This window comes from Gordonibacter sp. RACS_AR68 (assembly GCF_030418485.1).
In the GTDB taxonomy this organism is placed as follows: Bacteria; Actinomycetota; Coriobacteriia; order Coriobacteriales; family Eggerthellaceae; genus Gordonibacter; species Gordonibacter urolithinfaciens.
The window spans coordinates 28,534-47,391 of the sequence record NZ_JAIPUP010000001.1 but is presented as its reverse complement, the minus strand read 5'-3'; the positions used below and the strand labels follow the sequence as shown (position 1 = coordinate 47,391).

Sequence of the window (18,858 nt, the reverse complement as noted above, 5' to 3'; positions counted from 1 at the left end):
AGTATTTTTGAAACCAGTAGAGAGGTGCTTATGAACACCCTGACCATTGACGGATACCTCCCTCGGATTGTCGATACCATGGTCGACCGCTATCTCGGAGTTTTCGGCGCTGTGGTCATCGAGGGTCCAAAGTGGTGTGGGAAGACTTCCACAGCAAAGAACCATGTCGTATCCGAGACGAGTATGGCGAACCCCGAAGGGGATTTTCGCGAGAGAACCATCGCGGAGTTGGAGCCTTCGCTTGCCATCAGCGGCGAGAGGCCGAGGCTCATCGATGAATGGCAGGATGTTCCGAAACTGTGGGACGCCGTCCGATACGAATGCGACAGAACCGCCTCGAAAGGCCTCTACCTCCTCACCGGCTCATCGACGCCCAAGAAGCGCGCTGGCGAAGGCGGCTCGCAAAAGCAGCCGAAGCACAGTGGCGCCGGACGGATTGCCCGTATAAGGATGGGCACTATGACGTTATCCGAGCAGGGGCTTTCGTCCGGGAAGGTGTCACTTGCCGGCCTGTTCGAGGGAAAGGGTTATTCTGCCGTATCCCACCTCGATCTTCGTTCGGTTGCAGAGCTCGTGGTGCGTGGCGGCTGGCCTGCTGCGATAGGCATGGAGACCAAAGACGCGGCCCTTATATCAAGAGAGTATCTCGACGCGGTTATCGAAGAGGATATCCACGAGGTAGATGGCGTCGAGCGCGACAGGGATAAGGTTCGCAAGCTCGTGTCGTCGCTCGCACGAAACGAGGCAACGCTGGCCACCTCGAAGACGATCATGAAGGATATGGCCGAACAGGACGAAAGCATAACGTATCCCACGCTGAAGGAGTACCTTGATGCCTTGCGGCGAATGTTCTTCGTTGACGACATCCTTCCTTGGGATCCGGCCTTGCGGTCACCTGCGAGGATTAGAGCGGCGGCGAAGCACCACCTGGCCGACCCTTCCCTCGCCGCCGCGGCGCTGGGCGCATCGCCGGAAGCCCTCATGTACGATCCGAAAACCCTCGGCTTCCTTTTTGAATCTCTCGTAACTCATGACGTGTTGGTCTATGCGGAAGCCGTTGGTGCCTCGGTGCGGCATTACCGGGACGAAACCGGCCTTGAAGTCGATCTCGTTGTAACCAAACCTGACGGAGATTGGGTGGCCATGGAGGTGAAGCTGGGGATGGACCAGGTCGATGTGGCTGCTAAGAGCCTAATCGCCGCGAGGAAAAAGCTGGTCACCAAGGGGGAGCGTCCGCCGAAGGCCCTGGTCGTCGTCGTTGGCAGTGGAGGCGTCGCGCATATGAGGGAAGACGGCGTCCAGGTTGCTCCTATCGATACGTTGGGCATATAGTTCTCGGTTGAGCGCTATACTTTCAGCTTGACGCGAACAAGGAGGATGTGTGGAGCGTGACGACGCAGAGCTGATTCTCAGCGAGAAGTTCGCACCGGCGGACCTTCCCGACGTGTGCGCGCCGCGGCTGCGGGTGGTGGATACTATCGAGCGCGCCGTGCGCACGCGGCGCTTCGTGTACTTGGGCGCGCCGGCGGGCAGCGGCAAGACGGTGTCGGCGCTGCTGTGGCTGAAGAAGGCGAAGCGCGCGTGCGTGTGGATCGGCCTCGACCGCTACGACGACGTGCCCTCGGTGTTCTACAAGCAGCTGGCGACGGGGCTCTACTCCATCCAGCCGGATAACGCGGGCATGCGCGCCGTGCTTGAAAGCCCGACGTTCTCCGCGTCGCCCGTGGAGCACACGGTGCAGCTGGTGATGGAGATGCGCCCGCTCGAGCGCCGCTACGCGCTGATCGTCGACGACCTGCACCTCATTCGCAACCGCGAGATCGTCAAATCGCTGCCTGCCGTGCTCCGCCGCCTGCCCGGCGCGTTCGCCGTGCTGCTGCTGTCGCGCGCCGAGCTGCCCGAGGAATGGCGCACGCTCGGCGGCGCGGAGGGCCCGGCGGTGCTCGGAGCGGACGATCTGCGATTCGCGCCCGACGAGATACGCGGCTACTTCAACGCGCTCGGCCGCTTTCCCACGCCCGACGAGACGCGTCTCGTGCACGCGGCCACCGAGGGGTGGGCCATCGGCGTGGCGGCGCTCGCGAAGTCGGATCGCACGGACGGACGCAACGGCCACTACCTGTTCGCGAGCTATTTCGAAGAGCAGGTGTGGGGTGCTTGGGACGACCAGCTGCGCTCGTTCTGCCTGGCCACCAGCGTGGCAGAGGAGTACGACCCGACGTTGGCGGCACTGCTGTCCGGGCGCGACGACGCCCGGGAGGTCATGGAGCGCCTCGCCCGCACGAACACCTTCCTCTCGCGGTTGCACGGCGACACGTACCGTTACCATCACCTGTTCCGCGATTTTCTGCGCGAGAAGGCCGCGGAGGCGGGCGTGGACCGCGTGGTGCTCTGCAAGCGCGCGGCCGAGCACTTCCGCGACCGGCACGACTACACGCGCGCCTTGCGGTTCTGGTTCGAGAGCGGCGATTTCTCCGGCATGGACACCTACCTGCTGCTGTTCCTGTTCGAGAACGCGCGCGGCTCGGTTGCCGACTACGCGGACTTCCTGCGCACGCTCGATATCGAGTCGCTTCCCGCCGACGCGTACCGCGTGTGCCCGCCTTTGCGCGTGCTGGCCGCGTGGTACTTCTATCTCACCAGCCAGCGCACGGCGTTCGAGCACCACCTGGACGAGCTGTACCGAGCCCTGCCGCACATCGCGGCGTCGGATTCGCGGTTCATGGAGTTCGCGCTTCTGGCCTACAGCGTGGACCACCGCACCACCATCATCGAGAAGGCGCGGAAATTCTCGCTGTTCGGCCGGTTCGTGAAGCGCTTCACCCCGGCGGGGCTGGCCACCGAGATCGCGTCGTTCACGCACAACCTGCCCTATCCGCATCGCAGCAACGTGGATTACTCGGCCATCGTGCTGGAGGACGGCGGCATGGAGCTGATCGGCCGCACGTTCGCGCCGCTGCTGGGGGCGGAATGGGGTTACGTGCGTCCGCTGCTGCCCGCGTGCTTCGCCTACGAGCGCAATCGGCTGGACAAGGCGCTCGCCGGGCTGCGCGAAACCGAGAAGGCGCTCGTGCCGGAGAACCGCGAGGACGGGCGCGCGTGCATCATGGTGATGAAGCACGCGACGTTATGGCAGATGGAGCGCGAATCGGAGGCTGCGGCCGCGCTCGATGACCTCGTGGCGCTCACGGAGGCGGAAGCGCCGCATTTCCTACCCAACCTGAAAGCGTACCGAGCGAAGCTCGCGCTGTTCGATGCGGACAAGCGCGCAGCGCGTGCGTGGCTGGACGAGTACTTCGTCACCGACGTCGAGCGCATCGTGTTCGTGCGCTCGTTCCAGCACTTCACCACCGCGCGAGCGCTCATCGTGCTCGGGGAGGCGGACGAGGCCGAACGCCTGCTGGAACGCTTGCGCGCGTTCGGGCGGTCGTTCAACCGCCCGCTCGACGTGGGCGAGGCGTGCGCGCTCCTGGCGGCGCTGTTGTGGGCCGCGCGTCGTCGGGCCGAGGCTGTGGACGTGCTGATCGAGGGGATGGAAGCGCTCGCGCCTTACGGGTTCTTCCGCGTGGTGGCCGACGAGGGCGCGGCGGTGGAGCCGGTGCTGAAGAGCCTGGTCGAGCGTCTGGCGCGCTCGGGCTACGACGGGCCGCTCGAGCGCGCGTTCGTGCAGGAGGCCTACCTGGCCGCGCACGATCGCGCGCGGCGCTTCCGCGGCGTATGCGCCAACCTCGGCGTGCGCACCAAGCCGGTGAAGCTGTCGCCGCAGCAGAAGCGCGTGCTCGAACTGCTCGCGCGCGGCCTGCGCAATTCCGAGATCGCCGCCGAGACCGGCTTGTCGCTGCCCACGGTGAAAAGCCACGTGCAGGCGACCTACCGCAAGCTGGACGTCCACGCCGCGCCCGACGCCGTTCTGCGCGCGCGAGAGCTGGGGCTACTGTAGGGGGAGGTGGCTCTTTACCGATCGTCCTCCTTTCCGCGGAAGCCGAGCGATGCGGCCAGGGCGGCGCCGGCCGTCACGACGGCCACGGCGATGAGGTGCAGCGGGCCCTGACGGTCGCCGGTCCTGACGAGGGGCTTAGGTTGCGCGGGGTCCGTCGAGCCGGGCGTGGGCTCCGGCGTGGGCGCGGGGCCCGGTTCGGGCTCGGGTTCCGGCTGGGCGAAGTCCGCGTAGCCGTAGAACGCTTCGTCGCCGATGCTGCCTGCCGGTATGGAGCCCGGCGCCTTTTGCGTGAACAGCGAGTCCGCGTACCAGGCGTTCGTGCCCGCTTTGGCGCTCTCGAACGTGGGCGGCGCGATGGGCAGCTCGCCGTCGAGCACCGTGTGGGAGGTCGGGTTTCCTGCGGGGTTCTTGCCGATGCCCGCGAAATAGAACAGGGGATACTCGATGAGCCTCCACTTCGCGTACAGGCTGATGTCGCCCGTCGCGCCGCGGGGGATGGCCGTGACGGGCTGCGAGAACAAGCTGTTGGCGAACCATCCCTCGAACGCGTAGCCCTCCTTCGAGGGGTCGCGCAGGGTGACGGTCGTGCTGTCGTTCATGAGCGTAGCGGGGTTGTCGGCGCTGTTCGTGCCGCCGTCCAGCTCGTATGAGATGGCGTACTCGTTCTGCGACCAGGCGCTGTACACCGTCGTCTGGCCGGGGCCGGACGCGAACGGGGGCTCGAACGGGCTTGCCAGGTCGGCATCGGTGAACCAGCCATCGAACTGGGCGCCCACCATTGCGGGGGCGATGCTAGGCAGGGGCATGTGCTTCGTGAGGGCGTACGTCGGTCCGCCGGGCAGAAGGCCCTTGGTGTCGCAAGTGAGCAGGTGGGCGGCGCGCTCTGGCAGGACCACGCCGTAGTTGATGATGAAGTACTCGTTGATGGGCAGCACCTTGGTCACCGTGGGGCTGTCCAGCGAAAGGCGAGCCTCGACTTCGAACACCCGCGTGCCGTCGCCTCCCGAAGGAGTAAGGGGCCAGTAGCTTGAGCTTGGATCGGAGGCGGGATAGTCGCCTTGAAGCGTATGCAGTCCGTCTATGAGGGCGAGGTCCTTGCTCGTTCCGACATTGCGGCTGCCGTTCTCGTAGGTGTACCTGGAGAGGGTGATTTTGCCGAGGCACGGGTTGCCCTCAGCGTCCTTCACGGTGAAGGTCATATCGAATTCGCATCCATAGGGAACGAAGAACTCGTCGCGGTGCTGGACGATGGTGTTGCCGTCGGTGGGCGCCAGTTCGAGCGTGACGGTCGGCACCATCCTGAGCGTCGCCGCAGCTGCGTCGGGGTCGGCGATTGCGCTCGTTTGCTCGACGCCCAGCCGCGCCGGTTGCGAGCGCACCGTCGGCACCACGCCGCTTGCGTTGACCGTCCGGTCCATCACGTCCACGCAGAAGAGCGTTCCGTTCCACAGGGTGTCGGCCGCATCGATGGCGTAGTCGGGCCCTGTTTCCCCCACGACGGGCTTCCATTCCGCATAGGCATTGTTGCTTGTGTCGAGGTAGAATCACTGATAGCTCAGGGCCTCGCCGCGTTGGGAGTGCGCCTGCACGGAGAACGTAGCGGGGGTTCCTCCGAACACGGTCACGCTTTTCGGCTGCTCGTCGATGGCGGGGACGTCGCCGCCTATCGTGGTGCCGACGATTGCCGGGCTGTAGGCGCTCGGGTTGCTCTGGCCCGGGTCATCGTAGGACTGGAACCGCACCTGCCGGGTGTCGCCCGCGGCGAGGCCGTCTTCGATCCAGAACCTGCCCGTGTCGACGCCCATCACGTTGCCGGCGGGCACCGTCCACTCGTTGGTGCTCGTGGGCAGTGCCACGCCGTAGGCTCCTGCGGGGCGGGTGGTGTTGTTGCTCCAGGCCCAGATGATGCTGTGCTCGTTCGCGCTGTAGGCCATGGGGTAGAGCGGAAGGCTCTTCGGCGCGGCGCCCGACCCGGTTCCCTCCACCACGTAGCCGATGACGAGCGGGTTCTTCGCCACGGCATCGGTCTGCCACACGGCCAGGCGCGTGGCGTAGGAGTATTCGTTCCCACCGTGCGTCAGGTAGGAAAGGGGGTGCAGCGAGGGCAGCGACGTGGAGAACTGCGCGCCCTTCGTCTGCGAGGACACCCAGCTGGCGCCGCCCGTCGCTTCGGCCTTCCATCCCGCGTGGCCGCTCACGGACAGGGCGATGCCGATCGTCTCCTGGGCTTGCACGGCCAAGGACATGCCTCCGCCCACGGTTATGTCGAACCCGTTGGTGAACTGGGACGTGTCGGTTACCGTGATCTCTGCCGAAGCCGTCGAGCCCTTGTCGGCGGCAACCTGCACGTTGGGGCCCGCGAGCAGGGCGCTGCCGTTGTTGTGCACGTTCGCGATCTGGCTCGTTTGAGTGGGATAGGTGGTGGGGTCGCCCTGCGTGTGCGGGAACACGGCGGCCATGTCGATGGGCGGCACGTCCTTGGATCCCACGTTCGCCGCCGCATTGTTGTAATCCTCGAGTGTCATGAGCCCGAGGGTGGCATCGTAGGTGTTGTCCACCTTGTAGGCCACGTGGACGTTTCCCGCTTTGGTGCCCACCTTTTCCGGCCCCCACTGCTTGCCGGGCGCGGCGTGCTTGTTGTATTCGTCGAGATAGTCCTGCGTGACCGTGAACTCGGGCACGTACACGTCGTACTCGTAGACGACCACCGGCACCGCCGACGTCACGACCATGGTCCTGCCCGCGTACTCCTGGTAGGCGAGCGCGCGTTCGACGTTGCGCTCATGATAGTAGCTGCCCACGTAGTTGAGCATCGCCTCGAAATCGAAGCCGCCGCCCAGCATGGCGCTGTTTCCGAGGATCCCGGCGCCCAGGAGCAGCTCGGCGGACATGTTGAAGCCGCCGCCCAGGCCCCACCTGCCCTCGGTGCCCGCCGATTCGGACGATGAGATGCCGAAGGTCGTGGTGCCGATGTCCGTTTTCTCCTCGCCGAGCCGCTCGTCGGAGAGCTCGCTCCAGTAGGGCACGCTGGCCAGGATGGCGAGGGGTTGCGGCGCGCTCCAGCCGAACGATTTGGACTTCAGCGCGAACTTGAACGCGTTGTTCTTGTTGATATCGCAGGCGGCGATGGTCAAGAACGTGCCGTTGTCGTCGGTGCTCGCGTTGTGGATGAAGCTGGGATCGGTGTCCTCGGTCGCGAGCTTGCCGCTGCGCTCCAACACCCAGCGCACGTCGAAGGTGACCTTGTAGTTGCTCGATTCCACCGCCCCGCTCTGCACGATGAGCTGCTCGGTGCCGATGTTCGTTTTGGCGAAGTTGCCGGATACCGCTTTGGTGATGAAGTGGTTGCGGTTGCCCGTCAGGTTCATATGGTACAGCGAGGTGAAGCTGCCGTCCCTGAAGTGCGCCGCCTCCGAATCGCCCTTCTTGTTGGTGGACGAGAGCGAGAACACGTACCCCTCCAAGAAGAGCAGATCGTTGGCCTCGGAGCGCAGGAACTTGCCCGTGGCGAGCGCGGCGGGCGCGCACATCTCGTACTGCACGAAGATATCGCTGAGCGCAGATACGACCTGCGGGGTATCCCAGACGAACTGGTACTGGTGCTCCGTCGTGTCGAACGTGAACATCTGCACGAGGTTCTTATCCGACTCCATCCAGCCCACTCTGTCACCGCTGTTGTAGGAGTTGTAGTGGCCGGCGAGGATAAGCTCGGGTTCGCCGTTGCCGTTGAGGTCGGTCTGCAGCGTCGAGACGAACCGCATGCGGTAGTCCCCGAAGTCGGGGATGTACTTGTAAACCTGCTCGAGCTGGGACCACGATCCCCCGGTCTTTCTCGAGTAGATGGCCATGTATGAAGGCGTGCTGCGGAACCCGAGGCTGTTATGGTAGGTGAGCGGCAGGCTCATGGTGACGACGAGGTCGTCGTAGCTGCCGTGCGAGAACGTGGCCAGGTGGATGATGGGCATGAACCAGTCGCTGAATTCGCCGCCGAAGCTGGAATGGATGTCGCCGAGGTAGATAACCTGCTCGTTGACGAACGCGTTCTTCGAGGAATCGAAGCGGTAGATGACGATGTGGGGACCTGCGGGGTAGGGGTTGTAGACGGCGAGCTCCTGGTTACCGTCGCCGTCGAAATCGCCGCCGACCATGGCCAAGAGCCCGAGCGAGCCCTCCTGCTGAATGTGCTCCATGATGAGCGGGTCGTTTTTCGCGGTCAGGCCGTGGCGGGTTCTGGCCAGCGTTTGAACCTGCCCGTTCGCGAAGCGCTGCAATTGGATATCCTGTCCGCTTTCGCGATTGTTGCCGTGACCCGACTGATAGGTGCCCGTGTAGATGGTGTTCGAGACGATGAGCTGCTCTCCGCTATGTTCGAGCGTGCACGCGTTGTTCGCGTGGTACTGGTATTCCTTCCAGTTGGTGTCGAGGGTGGTCGACCCCAGGGTTTTGCGAGCCATGCTGTCGAGCTTCATCGAGGATGCGGTGAGCGCCTCGAGGCTGTCGGCGACGTAGGCGCTCCCCTTGTCGTAGTCGGTTCGGTTCACGTAGCCCACGTAGAGGTTCTGCGGATCGAGCGTCGTGAAGCCCGCGAGGGGATCGTTCGACGTGTCGTCGTTGAAGTCGGCCGGCGCGACGGAGGTGTCCAGGTTGAAGGCGCGGTACGACGAGGCGTCGGGGAAATAGTTCTGCGCGTTCGCCTGCGACGTGGCGGCTGCGGTGTCGGCCGATGCGGGCGCCGCAGCGTCGAGCGCCGCTTCGTCCGCGTGCGCGCGGGGGATGAGCGGCCCGACGGAGCCGAGCGAGCATGAGATCGCCACCACGCCTGCTCCTGCCACGAACGAGCGCCTTGTCAACGTTATGCTGCTGCCGTGTTTCTCGGACATGCCTGCTCCTTGCGTACGGGGTTGAAACTCTAACGATGCAATCGTGTTTCGCTTCGAATATACGCTCGGAGGCGGGGCGGCACCATCATACAGTATGAGGTTTTGGGGTATACTCTCGATAAAAAGCCGGGTTGCGACGGCGGAAGGGGGCGGCGGTGGCAGACGATCTCATCCTCAGCGACAAGTTCGCTCCGGCGGCGCTGCCGGACGTGTGCGCGCCGCGCCTGCGGGTGGTGGACGCCATCGAGCGCGCCGTGCGCACGCGGCGCTTCGTGTACCTGGGCGCGCCGGCGGGCAGCGGCAAGACGGTGTCGGCGCTGCTGTGGCTGAAGCAGGCGAAGCGCCCCTGCGTGTGGATCGGCCTCGACCGCTACGACGATGTTCCCTCGGTGTTCTACAAGCAGCTGGCCCTGGGCCTGTACTCGGTGCAGCCGGGCAACGACGGCCTGCGCGCCGTGATCGAGGAGCCCGGATTCTCGCTTTCGCCGGTGGAGCACCTGGTTCGGTTGCTGGCCGAGATGACGCCGCTCGAGCGCCGCTACGTCCTGGTGCTGGACGACGTGCACCTCGTAGAGAACCGGGAGATCCGCAAGTCGCTGCCCGCCGTGCTCAAGCGCCTGCCGCGGGCGTTCAGCGTGCTGCTGCTGTCGCGCGGCGTGCTGCCCGCGGAGTGGGCCGCGCTCGGTGCCGACGGCGGCCCGGCCCTGCTGGACGCGGCCGACCTGCGCTTCACGGCCGACGAGATACGCGGCTACTTCCAGGCGCTCGGCCGCGACCTCGCGCCCGACGAGGCGGGCGCCCTGTTCGAAGCCACCGAGGGGTGGCCCATCGGCGTGGCGGCGCTCGCGAAGTCCGACCGCGCGACGAGGGGCGGCAGCAGCACGCTGTTCGCGAGCTTCTTCGAGGAGCAGGTGTGGAACACGTGGGACGAAAGCCTGCGCGCCTTCTGCGTGGCCACCAGCGTGGCGGAGCAGTTCGACCCGGCGCTTGCCGAGCTGCTTTCGGAGCGCGCCGACGCGGTCGCCGTCATGGAGGAGCTTGCGCGCACCAACACGTTCCTCATGCGGCTCTCGGACAACCTGTACCGCTACCACCACCTGTTTCGCGACTTCCTGCGCGAGAAAGCCGCCGAAGAGGGCGTCGACCGCGCCAAGCTTTGCAAGCGGGCCGCCGAGTTCTTCCGCGCGCGAGGCGACTACACGCAGGCGCTGCGGTTCTGGCTGGAGAGCGCCGATTTCAAGGGCATGGACACGTACCTCTTGCTGTACCTGTACGAAAGCAGCAGCGGCTCGGTGGCCGACAGCGCCGACTTCATGGGCACGCTGCGGCTGGACGACCTGCCGGACCGCGCGTACCGCGACTGCCCGCCGCTGCACATCCTGGCGCTGTGGTACGACTACCTCACCGGCCAGCGCGAGCGGTTCGAGCACCATCTGGACGAGCTGTACCGCGCGCTGCCGCGCATCGCGGCATTCGACCCGCGGTTCATCGAGTCCGCCACGCTCTCGCATAGCATCGACCACCGCACCACCATTATCGACAAGGCGCGGAGGTTCTCGAAATTCGGGTGCCTCATCAAGCGCTTCACGCCGAAGGGCCTGGCCACCACGCTCACGTCGTTCACACAGAACCTGCCGTACCCCCACCGCAGCAACGTGGACTACTCGGCCATCGCGCTCGAAGAGGACGGGATGGAACTTTTGGGCAAGACGTTCGCGCCGCTGCTGGGCACCGAGTGGTGCTACGTGCGCCCGCTCATCCCCGCCTGCTTCGAGTACGAGCGCAACTGCCTGGATGCGGCGCTTGCGGGCATCGACGAGGCGCGGCGCGCGCTCGTGCCCGAGAACAAGGAGGACGGCCGCGTGTGCATCGGCATCATGGAGCATGCGGTGCTGTGGCAGATGGGGCGCGCGGACGACGCCGCCCGCGCGCTGGCCCAGCTGGAGGCCTACGTTGCGCAGGAAGCGTCGCAATTCTTGCATAACCTGCGCGCCTACCAGGCGAAGCTCGCGCTGTTCGACGCCGATGCCCGCGCGGCGCGCTCATGGCTCGACGAGTACTTCGTCGTTGAGGCCGAGCGCATCGGCCTCGTGCGGGTGTTCCAGCACTTCACGACGGCGCGGGCGTACATCGCGCTCGGACGCGCGGAGGAGGCCGAGGCGCTGCTCCGCGACTTGGCCGAGTTCGGGCGCGGCTTCAACCGGCCGCTCGACGTGGGCGAGGCGGGCGCGCTTTCGGCGGCGCTGCTGTGGGCGCGCGGCCGCAAGGACGAGGCGGTGGACGCGCTGGCGGAGGCCCTGGAGACGCTCGCGCCCTACGGGTTCTTCCGCGTGGTGGCCGACGAGGGCGCTTCGGTGGAGCCGGTGCTGAAGAGCTTGGCCGCGCGCATTGCGCGCCCCGGCTACGACGGCCCGCTCGAGCGCGGTTTCGTGCAGGAGGCGCTGCTGGCCGCGCACGAGCGCGGCCGCCGGTTCCGCGGTGTGTGCGCGAACCTTGCCGCGCCGCGCGCCGGCAAGCCGGTGAAGCTGTCCCGCCAGCAGGCGCGCGTGCTGTCCCTGCTGGCGCGCGGCCTGCGCACCCCCGAGATAGCCGAGCAAACGGGCCTGACCGTCCCCACCGTGAAGAGCCACACGGCCGCGGCCTACCAGAAGCTCGGCGTCCACAACGTTATGGACGCCGTCCTCAAAGCCCGCGAGCTGGGGCTGCTGTAGGGATCGCCGTCAGTCCCGCTTGGCGCGGCGGCGCCTTCCGGCGGCGATGCCGATGGCGAGCGCGGCGGCTCCCGCCACGCAGACGAGCAGCTCGGGCAGGGCGCTGTCGCCGGTTGCGGCGAGGGCGGTCTTGGCCTCGGGCTTCGCCGCGGGCTTGGGAAGGGGCTTGGGGTCGGGCTTCGGGGCGGAGTTGACGGTGAGCGTGCCGCCCGCATAGGACACGTAGTAGTTGGCCTGGTTGTCCACGATGCCGCCGTCGATGGCGATGACGAGGGAGCCGGCCGCCGTCGTGTCGCCCGCAACCGACAGGCGGGGTTCCTGGACGACGCGGTCGGAGCCCGCCAGCCCTTCGGCGGCGTAGCCGAGCGACGGCAGAGAATCGCCCGCCGTCATGGAGGCGTCGAGCGCGCGGAACACGAGCGACGCCTTGTCGATGGCGAAATCGAGCACGAGCGGCTCGCCCGTGCAGGGCGCGTTCTGGGGCAGCGCGAACGTCGCCCGGTAGATGCCGGCCGCAGTGGGCAGCGCGGAAGTGGGGCCGTAGGCCGTGCCATCGGCGGCCGTGCCGGTGTAGGAGATATCGAACGGTCCGTTGTAGGAGAGGGGGTCCGTCGTGCCGGCAGGCGTGTAGACGGCTGCCGGCACTCCCTTGTAGCCCGCCTGCGGAGCGCCGTTGTAGACGAGGCCCGTGGCGGCTGTGGGTCCCGTGACAACGCCGTCGGCGCGTGCATAGCGCACGGTCACCTCGACCGTGCTGTTCTCGTAGTTGCCAATGGCGGAAAGCCCCACGGTCACGGTGTCGGTCGCGCTGTCCAAGGCGTCGGCTTTGGCCGTGAGCACGAGCGTGCCCGATGCGTCCACCGAAGCGTCGGCGAGGCCTTCCGACGTGAACGACTTCACGGCGTAGGCGGGTCCGGAGCCCAAATCGCCCGGCAGCCCCGGCACGCTTGCGAGGTCGATGGTAGCCACGCCGCTGGGTTGCAGCTGTGCGTCGGCATGTATCGTGGCGAATGCGGGGGCCTTGTCGATGGTGAAGTCGAACGCGGTCGAGCCCTTGCATACGTGGCCCGGCGAGATCGCTATCGTCACCTGGTAGGTGCCGGCGTTCGTGGGCGGCGTGGTGGAATCGTAGCGCGTGCCGTCGGCGGCCGTGCCGGTGTAGGAGATGGCGAACGTTTCGCCCGGCAAAGTGCCGTAGTCCACGCGGTTGCCATTGTAGAGGTAGTAGGCTGTCGGGGTTCCCTCGAAGCCCGCATGGGGTTGGCCGTCGTATTCGACGGGCGAGGGCAGCGCGGTCACACCTTCGATAGCCTTCACTGTCTCCCTAAAGTACTGCACGTGCAAGGTGACGTTGAAGTCCTCATGGTTTTCGAGCGCGCTCATCCGAACCGTCACGGCGTCGTAGGCGTCGTCGCCCTTGCCGTTGGCGTAGACCTTGAGATAGGCCACGCCGTTTAGGTACACGATCTCGGCTTTATATAGACCCTTGGTTTCCGTCATGTCCGTGATGATCGTGTACGTGGCGGACGTGCTGCCCTTCGGTATGGAATACACGGGCATGCTATAGGAGGCGCCGTACTCGTTCCATACCTCGTGCTTGGTCGCTTCGTTGATATCCGGCATCGGCATTTTGACTATCATGACCTCACCTGATACGTTGTACGTGCCGGGAGAGGTCTGCAGATCGTAGTTGTAGCTGGTCGGGTTGTTGTAGGACACGCTTGTGGCCTTGAACGGCTTCCCCGTCGGGTTCCCTGTCGGCTTGCCGTTATCGGTTGCGACGTTGCCATCGAAAACCGGCGCGCCCGTGCCGCCCTGCTTCAGCGCGTCGCCGGTTGCGCTTATGTCCACCTTGCCCTCGTCGGCGGGCACCAGGCCCGTGAATGCTGTCAGCTTGACGTCCGTGAACGTCGGCGTTTCCGAGTAGTCGTAGGGCCTCGTGGCGTTTTCGTCGCTGGGGGAAACGGTGGCGGAGAGCGGGGCCCGGTCGATGGTGAAGCTCTTTCCGGACGGGGCTGCCGTGCAGGGCGCGCTGTCGGGCAGCGAGAGCTCTACCTGGTAGCTGCCGGTTTGCGCAGGCGCCTCGGTGGTGGGGCCGTAGGAATGCTCGTAGGCCGTGTTCGGGTAGACGGTGCCCGTGTAGGTGGCGATGAACGGCCCGGTGTACGTTTGATCGGTTCCGGCGCCGTCCCGGTACGTGCAGTACGGGGTTCCTCCGTAGCCTTGCTGCGGCGCGCCATTGTACGTGGGGTTCTGGATTTGGGAGATGCCCTTGATCTCGCCTGTTGGTTTCGCGTCGGCGTGGGCGTTTCCGTTGGCGCTGAGCGAGAACGACAGCGCAAGCGCAAGCGCGAGCACCAGTGCTCCGAAAGCCGCGGCGCTGCGCGAGATCTTCTGGATGCGAGACATAACAACCCCTTTTGTCGAGATGGGAGCCGAAGCGGCCACGCGGTGCCTATGCCGCCAGCGCCAGTATACGAGTCCCGAAAATGCAGAACTATCATCCGGGATGAGGTTTCAGCCGATACTTTCCTCCGCGCGTGAAACGGGAAGCGGGGGCGTGCGCGGCAGCGCGGCGTATGAGTTGGGGTTGCTGCGGCAAAAAGAAACGCGCGGCCGATGCTTGCCGCGCGTTTCCGGAGTTCGGGGAGGGGGTCGAGGTGCCTACTCGCTTCGCAGCGCCTCCACGGGGTCTTTGCGGCTGGCGGCGCTCGAGGGGATGAGGCCGGCCAGGAACGTGAGGAACACGCTGATGCCCACGAGCACGATAGCCGCCTGCCACGGCAGCGAGGCCACGTCCGCCACGTCGAACAGCGAGTACACGATGGCGTTGGCGGGTATGCAGGCCAGCGCGGTCAGGCCGATGCCGATGACGCCGGCCGTGAAGCCCACGATGATGGTCTCGGCGTTGAACACGCGGCTGATGTCGCCCTTGCTGGCGCCGATGGAGCGCAGGATGCCGATCTCCTTCTTGCGCTCGAGCACGCTGATGTAGGTGATGACGCCGATCATGATGGACGATACCACGAGCGAGATGGCCACGAACGCCACCAGCACGTAGCTGATCATGTTCACGATGTCGGTGACCGAGGACATGAGCGTGCCCACGAAGTCGGTGTAGGTGATGACCTTGTCTTCCTGGCCGTCGGCCGTCATGCGGTCGTTGTAGCCGTCGAGGATCTCGATGACCTTTTCCTTGCTCTCGAAGTCGATGGGGTAGATGTCGATGCCGCCCGGCTTGGCCGGGTCGGCGTAGCCCAGCTTCTTCAGGTTGTTGTCGTAGGTGGCCTCCTCGGTGCTCATGAGCGACATCATCAGCTCGCCGAGGTCCTCCTCGCTCATGTTCATCTGGAAGGCGTCTTTGAACTTGTCGGGGTCGATGGACATGGCCGAGGCCATGTTGTTCGCCATCTGGTTCATCGATTGCTGGAGCGCGGTGGTCACCTGCGATTGTAGTTCGTTCGCCATGGCCCCCATGTACGTGGTCATAGTGGTTTGGACGTAACCTTGGAGGGCGGAGGCCAGCTGGGCTTTGAGGGCGTCTTGGTCGACCATGCCCTGCACGCCGGCCATGATCTGGGCTTGGATTTCTGGCTGGTTCATCCATTCCTGGGCAGAAAGGGGCTTTGTGTAGTTAGGGTTGTCTACCATATTGCCGGTGGGCTTGCCGTTAGCATCAAGTTCGGGAATCTTCGGTGGATTCTCGGCGAGATGCTGTTGGAGATAGCCCGCGTACCCCTCCATCAAAGTGGACATGAGGGTGCTGACCTGGTCGACCGGTAAATCGATATCGAGCGATCCGGCGATCTCGTCCATATTCGGCTCGGGGGCGGCGGGCATGTTCTGCAGGCTGCCCTGCAGGTTCAAGGCGTTGGACATGTCCACGGACAGCTTGCTCTGGTCGATGGTGAACGCGGCCTGGATGGCGTCGCCGTCGATGGTGAACAGCGACTCCATGTTGAAGCCGTTCTCGTCGGCCTCCTCGTCGTCGAAGGACTTGCCGGTGAACACGTTCGTGTCGGGATGCGCGATCTGGTCCTTCACGATGGCGCTGTCGGCGGCCTGGTCGATCACGTAGGAGGTCAGCGAGGCGGGGTAGTTCAGCCCCGAGCTCAGCATGGTGGCGGTGGCGTCGTCGCGCGGCTGCACCACGCCCACCACGTGCACGTCCTCGCCGTTCTCCACCAAGTCGCGCATGTAGTCGGTGTCGTCGGTCTTGTCTTTCCACACGTTGAACTCGTCGTCGCGCTGGTAGTAGTCGGCGGCGTTCACCAGCTTGAACGTGACGCCGAGAACATCCTCGTAGGAGGGGTCCTCTATGTCGGCGGGGGCTTCGATCTCCTCTTCGGCCGCGAACTTCTTCACCATGTCGTCGAGCTCGGCGGGGTCGCGCAGGCCCAGCGTGTACAGCATGAGGTCGCTCATGCCGCCGTTGCCGGTGAGCACGAGCACCACCTCGGTGGGGCTCTCGGGCCAGCGCCCGGCCTTCACGTCGTACTGGTTCTGGTAGAGGCCCGGGTCGCTCGGCATCTCGTAGAACGTGTCGGTGCTCATGGACATGGACATGAGGCTGTTCGAGCTGGTGGAGGAGCCCAGCCCCAGCGCGGAGAACGACTTGTCGGGGTTCACCTGGCGCAGCTTCTCGGTGTTCGAGCTGTATATCTGCGGCGCCACGTTGTAGGTGTACTCGATGGCGTTCGTGTACTGGTCGATGTCGCTCTCGCCGGAATCGAGGTACTTCTTGAGCGAGGCCAGGTCGTTCGACCCGATGCTCGACACCATGTTCGACACCATCTCCACCACGTGGACGGAGTCCTCGCCCTTGTCCTCGGCGGCGCCCGAGGCTTCCGCGCCCTCGCCCGCCGCGCCGAACATCATGGACGTCATGTCGAAGCCGGTGCTCTGGATTTGCAGGGGGTACTCGGAGAGCGTCTCCTCCTCGACCGATTTGATGTAGTTGTTCACGCCGTTGGCGAGAGCCAAGATGGCTGCGATGCCGATGATGCCGATGGAGCCCGCGAACGCCGTCATGAGCGTGCGGCCCTTCTTCGTCATGAGGTTCTTGAACGACAGCGCGAGCGCCGTGAGGAACGACATCTTCGTGCGGCGCACGGGCTTCTCGCTTACGCGCAGGTCCTCGGCGGTGGGGACGAACGGGTCGGTGTCGCTGCGGATGACGCCGTCGGAGAGGTTCACGATGCGGGTTGCGTACTGCTCGGCGAGCTCCGGGTTGTGCGTGACCATGATGACCAGGCGGTCGTTCGCGATCTCGGTGAGCAGGTCCATGATCTGGACGCTCGTCTTGGAGTCGAGGGCGCCGGTGGGCTCGTCGGCCAGCAGGATCTCGGGGTCGTTGATGAGGGCGCGCGCGATGGCCACGCGCTGCATCTGGCCGCCGGAGAGCTGGCTCGGCTTCTTGTTCACATGGTCGCCCAGGCCCACTTGCTCGAGTGCGGCCACGGCGCGGTCGTGCCGCTCGGCGCGCGACACGCCCGACAGCGTGAGCGCCAGCTCCACGTTGGAGAGCACCGTCTGGTGGGGGATGAGGTTGTAGCTTTGGAACACGAAGCCGATGCGGTTGTTGCGGTAGGCGTCCCAATCCTTATCTTTATATTGTTCGGTGGAGATGCCGTCGATGACGAGGTTGCCCGAGTCGTAGTGGTCGAGGCCGCCCACGATGTTGAGCAGCGTGGTCTTGCCCGAACCGGAGGGGCCGAGTATCGCCACGAACTCGTTGTCGCGGAACGACACCGACACGTTGTCGAGCGCGGTTTGCGTGAAGTCCGCCGTGGTGTAGGACTTGCATATGTTGAGCAGTTGCAGCATGAGGTGCCTTTCGGGGCGCGCTTCGCGGAGGAAGCGCAGGTGTAACGCAATGGTTGATAGTCCGTCAATCATGCTCGATTCTCCCGCTTGCCCGTGCTGAGAATCCCCAATCTTCACCGAGTTTACCGAACGGTTACCTTTGACGCGCGGTTTCTGGAGGGCCTATTTCGGAATGCCCTCGGGCGCGTTGCCGCTTTGCCTTATAATGTGTGGTTCGAATGAAGGAAGGAAAACGTCACGATGAAGGCACTCGCGCGCGCATGGTCACCGGTGAGCCTTGCGCTGTCTTGCGTCCTCGCGAGCATCGCCCTGTGCCTGCATGCCGACAACATTCTGCTGTACGCGCTTGAGAAGGCCGGCGCTGCCGAATTGTTCGTCTGCGCGTTCCTCGGCGGGGCGGCGGCGCTCTGCCTGGCTGTGGCCGTGTCGGCGCACGACGACGAGCAGCGACGGTGGTCTATCGGCGTGGGGTTGGCGAGCGCCGGGGCGGGCATCGCCTTCGCGCTGCTGCTGGACGTGCTGCCGGCACCGATGGTGTCCGTGTGCTCGGGCGGGCTGCTGGGCTTCGGCCTGACGTGCCTGCTGCGGCAATGGGGGCGCTTCTACCGATCGTTCACGTTCCAAGGCGCGCTGCTCAATACGGGGCTGTCGTTCCTGCTGGCATCGCTGTGGTGGTTCGCCATGGTGCACGCCGGCTCGCCCTTCCTGTTCTGCCTGGGGCTCATCGTGCTGGTGCTGAGCGGCGGCCTTCCGCTTCTGGCCAGCGATATCGTGCGAGCGGACGAGGTCAGGGCAGGGCTGCGCGACCGCGAGGAGCGGTGGGTGCCGCATGTGTCCATCTGGCAGGTCATGCGCCAGGGATGGGCGGCCGTGGTGGGCCTCATGTTCAACTTCTTCGTTATCGGGCTGACGTTCTGGCCGCTTGCCGCCGGCCTGGGCTCCGGCATTGTGCCGAAGCCCTTGGCGTACGTGCTGGTGGTTGCGGTGGTATGGCGGGTTGCCGCGCGCGTGCGCGAGCCCCAGGGCGGCATGCTGGAGGCGTTCTACCGGGTGGCGCTCCCCGTGGCGGCGACTTTGATGCTGGCCAGCCCCTTGCTGTCGGGGGTGTTCCCCGGCGTGGACGGGATGGTGCTCTCGATTCTTTCGTACTTGGGCGTTGCGACGATCAACGTACTGGGGCTCGTGGTGCTTTTCTGGTCTGCGAAAAGCTCCGAGGTGGGGTTCTCGAAGATGTTCGCAGCGTTCTGCGCCAGCTGTGCTGCCAGCTTGGCGCTGGGCATGCTTGTATTCCAGCTCTTGGGGCCGGAGGCTTCGCGCTGGTTTGCGCTGGTGCTGCTCGTGGCCTATCTGGGGGCCGTGCTGCTGGGCGAGGTTTGGCGTACTGCGATGCGTGCGCATGCGGCAGCGCCGGGCTCCTCGGGCGGCGAATCCGCCTGCGAATGCGAGGCGGTCGATGTCCTGGAGGGCGGTGACTGACGGCAGCTGCGCGACAACGGGGCGC

At 65.4% G+C, this 18,858-nt stretch carries 8 protein-coding genes; 4 read left to right on the top strand and 4 right to left on the bottom strand.

Annotated elements, in window-relative coordinates:
- Window positions 1–30 precede the first annotated feature (30 nt).
- Together K9U15_RS00200 and K9U15_RS00195 are read left to right on the top strand one after the other, a co-directional pair.
- Window positions 31–1,332 carry an ATP-binding protein gene (locus K9U15_RS00200; protein ID WP_301155400.1) on the top strand — a complete coding sequence of 434 codons (1,302 nt, stop codon included), beginning with the start codon at window positions 31–33 and terminating at the stop codon, window positions 1,330–1,332.
- A gap of 49 nt (window positions 1,333–1,381) precedes the next feature.
- A complete protein-coding gene (locus K9U15_RS00195; protein WP_301155399.1) occupies window positions 1,382–3,940 on the top strand; it encodes a LuxR C-terminal-related transcriptional regulator in 2,559 nt (852 codons plus the stop codon).
- 14 nt (window positions 3,941–3,954) lie between these two features.
- On the opposite strand, the gene K9U15_RS00190 is transcribed toward K9U15_RS00195, so the two are convergent.
- Window positions 3,955–5,436 (bottom strand): InlB B-repeat-containing protein, encoded by a 1,482-nt coding sequence (locus K9U15_RS00190; RefSeq protein WP_301155398.1) that lies wholly within the window; start codon window positions 5,434–5,436, stop codon window positions 3,955–3,957.
- A gap of 48 nt (window positions 5,437–5,484) precedes the next feature.
- Window positions 5,485–8,820, bottom strand: coding sequence for a hypothetical protein (locus K9U15_RS00185; protein WP_301155397.1), 3,336 nt, complete (start codon window positions 8,818–8,820; stop codon window positions 5,485–5,487).
- Between the two features lie 155 nt (window positions 8,821–8,975).
- On the opposite strand from K9U15_RS00185, the gene K9U15_RS00180 reads away from it, so the two are divergent.
- Window positions 8,976–11,531, top strand: a complete 2,556-nt coding sequence (locus K9U15_RS00180; RefSeq protein WP_301155396.1) for a LuxR C-terminal-related transcriptional regulator — start codon at window positions 8,976–8,978, stop codon at window positions 11,529–11,531.
- Window positions 11,532–11,540: 9 nt separating this feature from the next.
- Here the strand turns inward: K9U15_RS00180 and K9U15_RS00175 are convergent, their stop codons facing one another.
- Both K9U15_RS00175 and K9U15_RS00170 read right to left on the bottom strand, forming a co-directional pair.
- Complete coding sequence (locus tag K9U15_RS00175; protein WP_301155395.1) at window positions 11,541–13,940, bottom strand: MBG domain-containing protein; 2,400 nt, start codon at window positions 13,938–13,940, stop codon at window positions 11,541–11,543.
- A gap of 255 nt (window positions 13,941–14,195) precedes the next feature.
- Complete coding sequence (locus K9U15_RS00170; protein WP_301155394.1) at window positions 14,196–17,357, bottom strand: ABC transporter ATP-binding protein/permease; 3,162 nt, start codon at window positions 17,355–17,357, stop codon at window positions 14,196–14,198.
- A 240-nt stretch (window positions 17,358–17,597) separates the two neighbouring features.
- On the opposite strand from K9U15_RS00170, the gene K9U15_RS00165 reads away from it, so the two are divergent.
- Window positions 17,598–18,833 carry a hypothetical protein gene (locus K9U15_RS00165; protein WP_096227717.1) on the top strand — a complete coding sequence of 412 codons (1,236 nt, stop codon included), beginning with the start codon at window positions 17,598–17,600 and terminating at the stop codon, window positions 18,831–18,833.
- The last annotated feature ends 25 nt before the right edge of the window (window positions 18,834–18,858 follow it).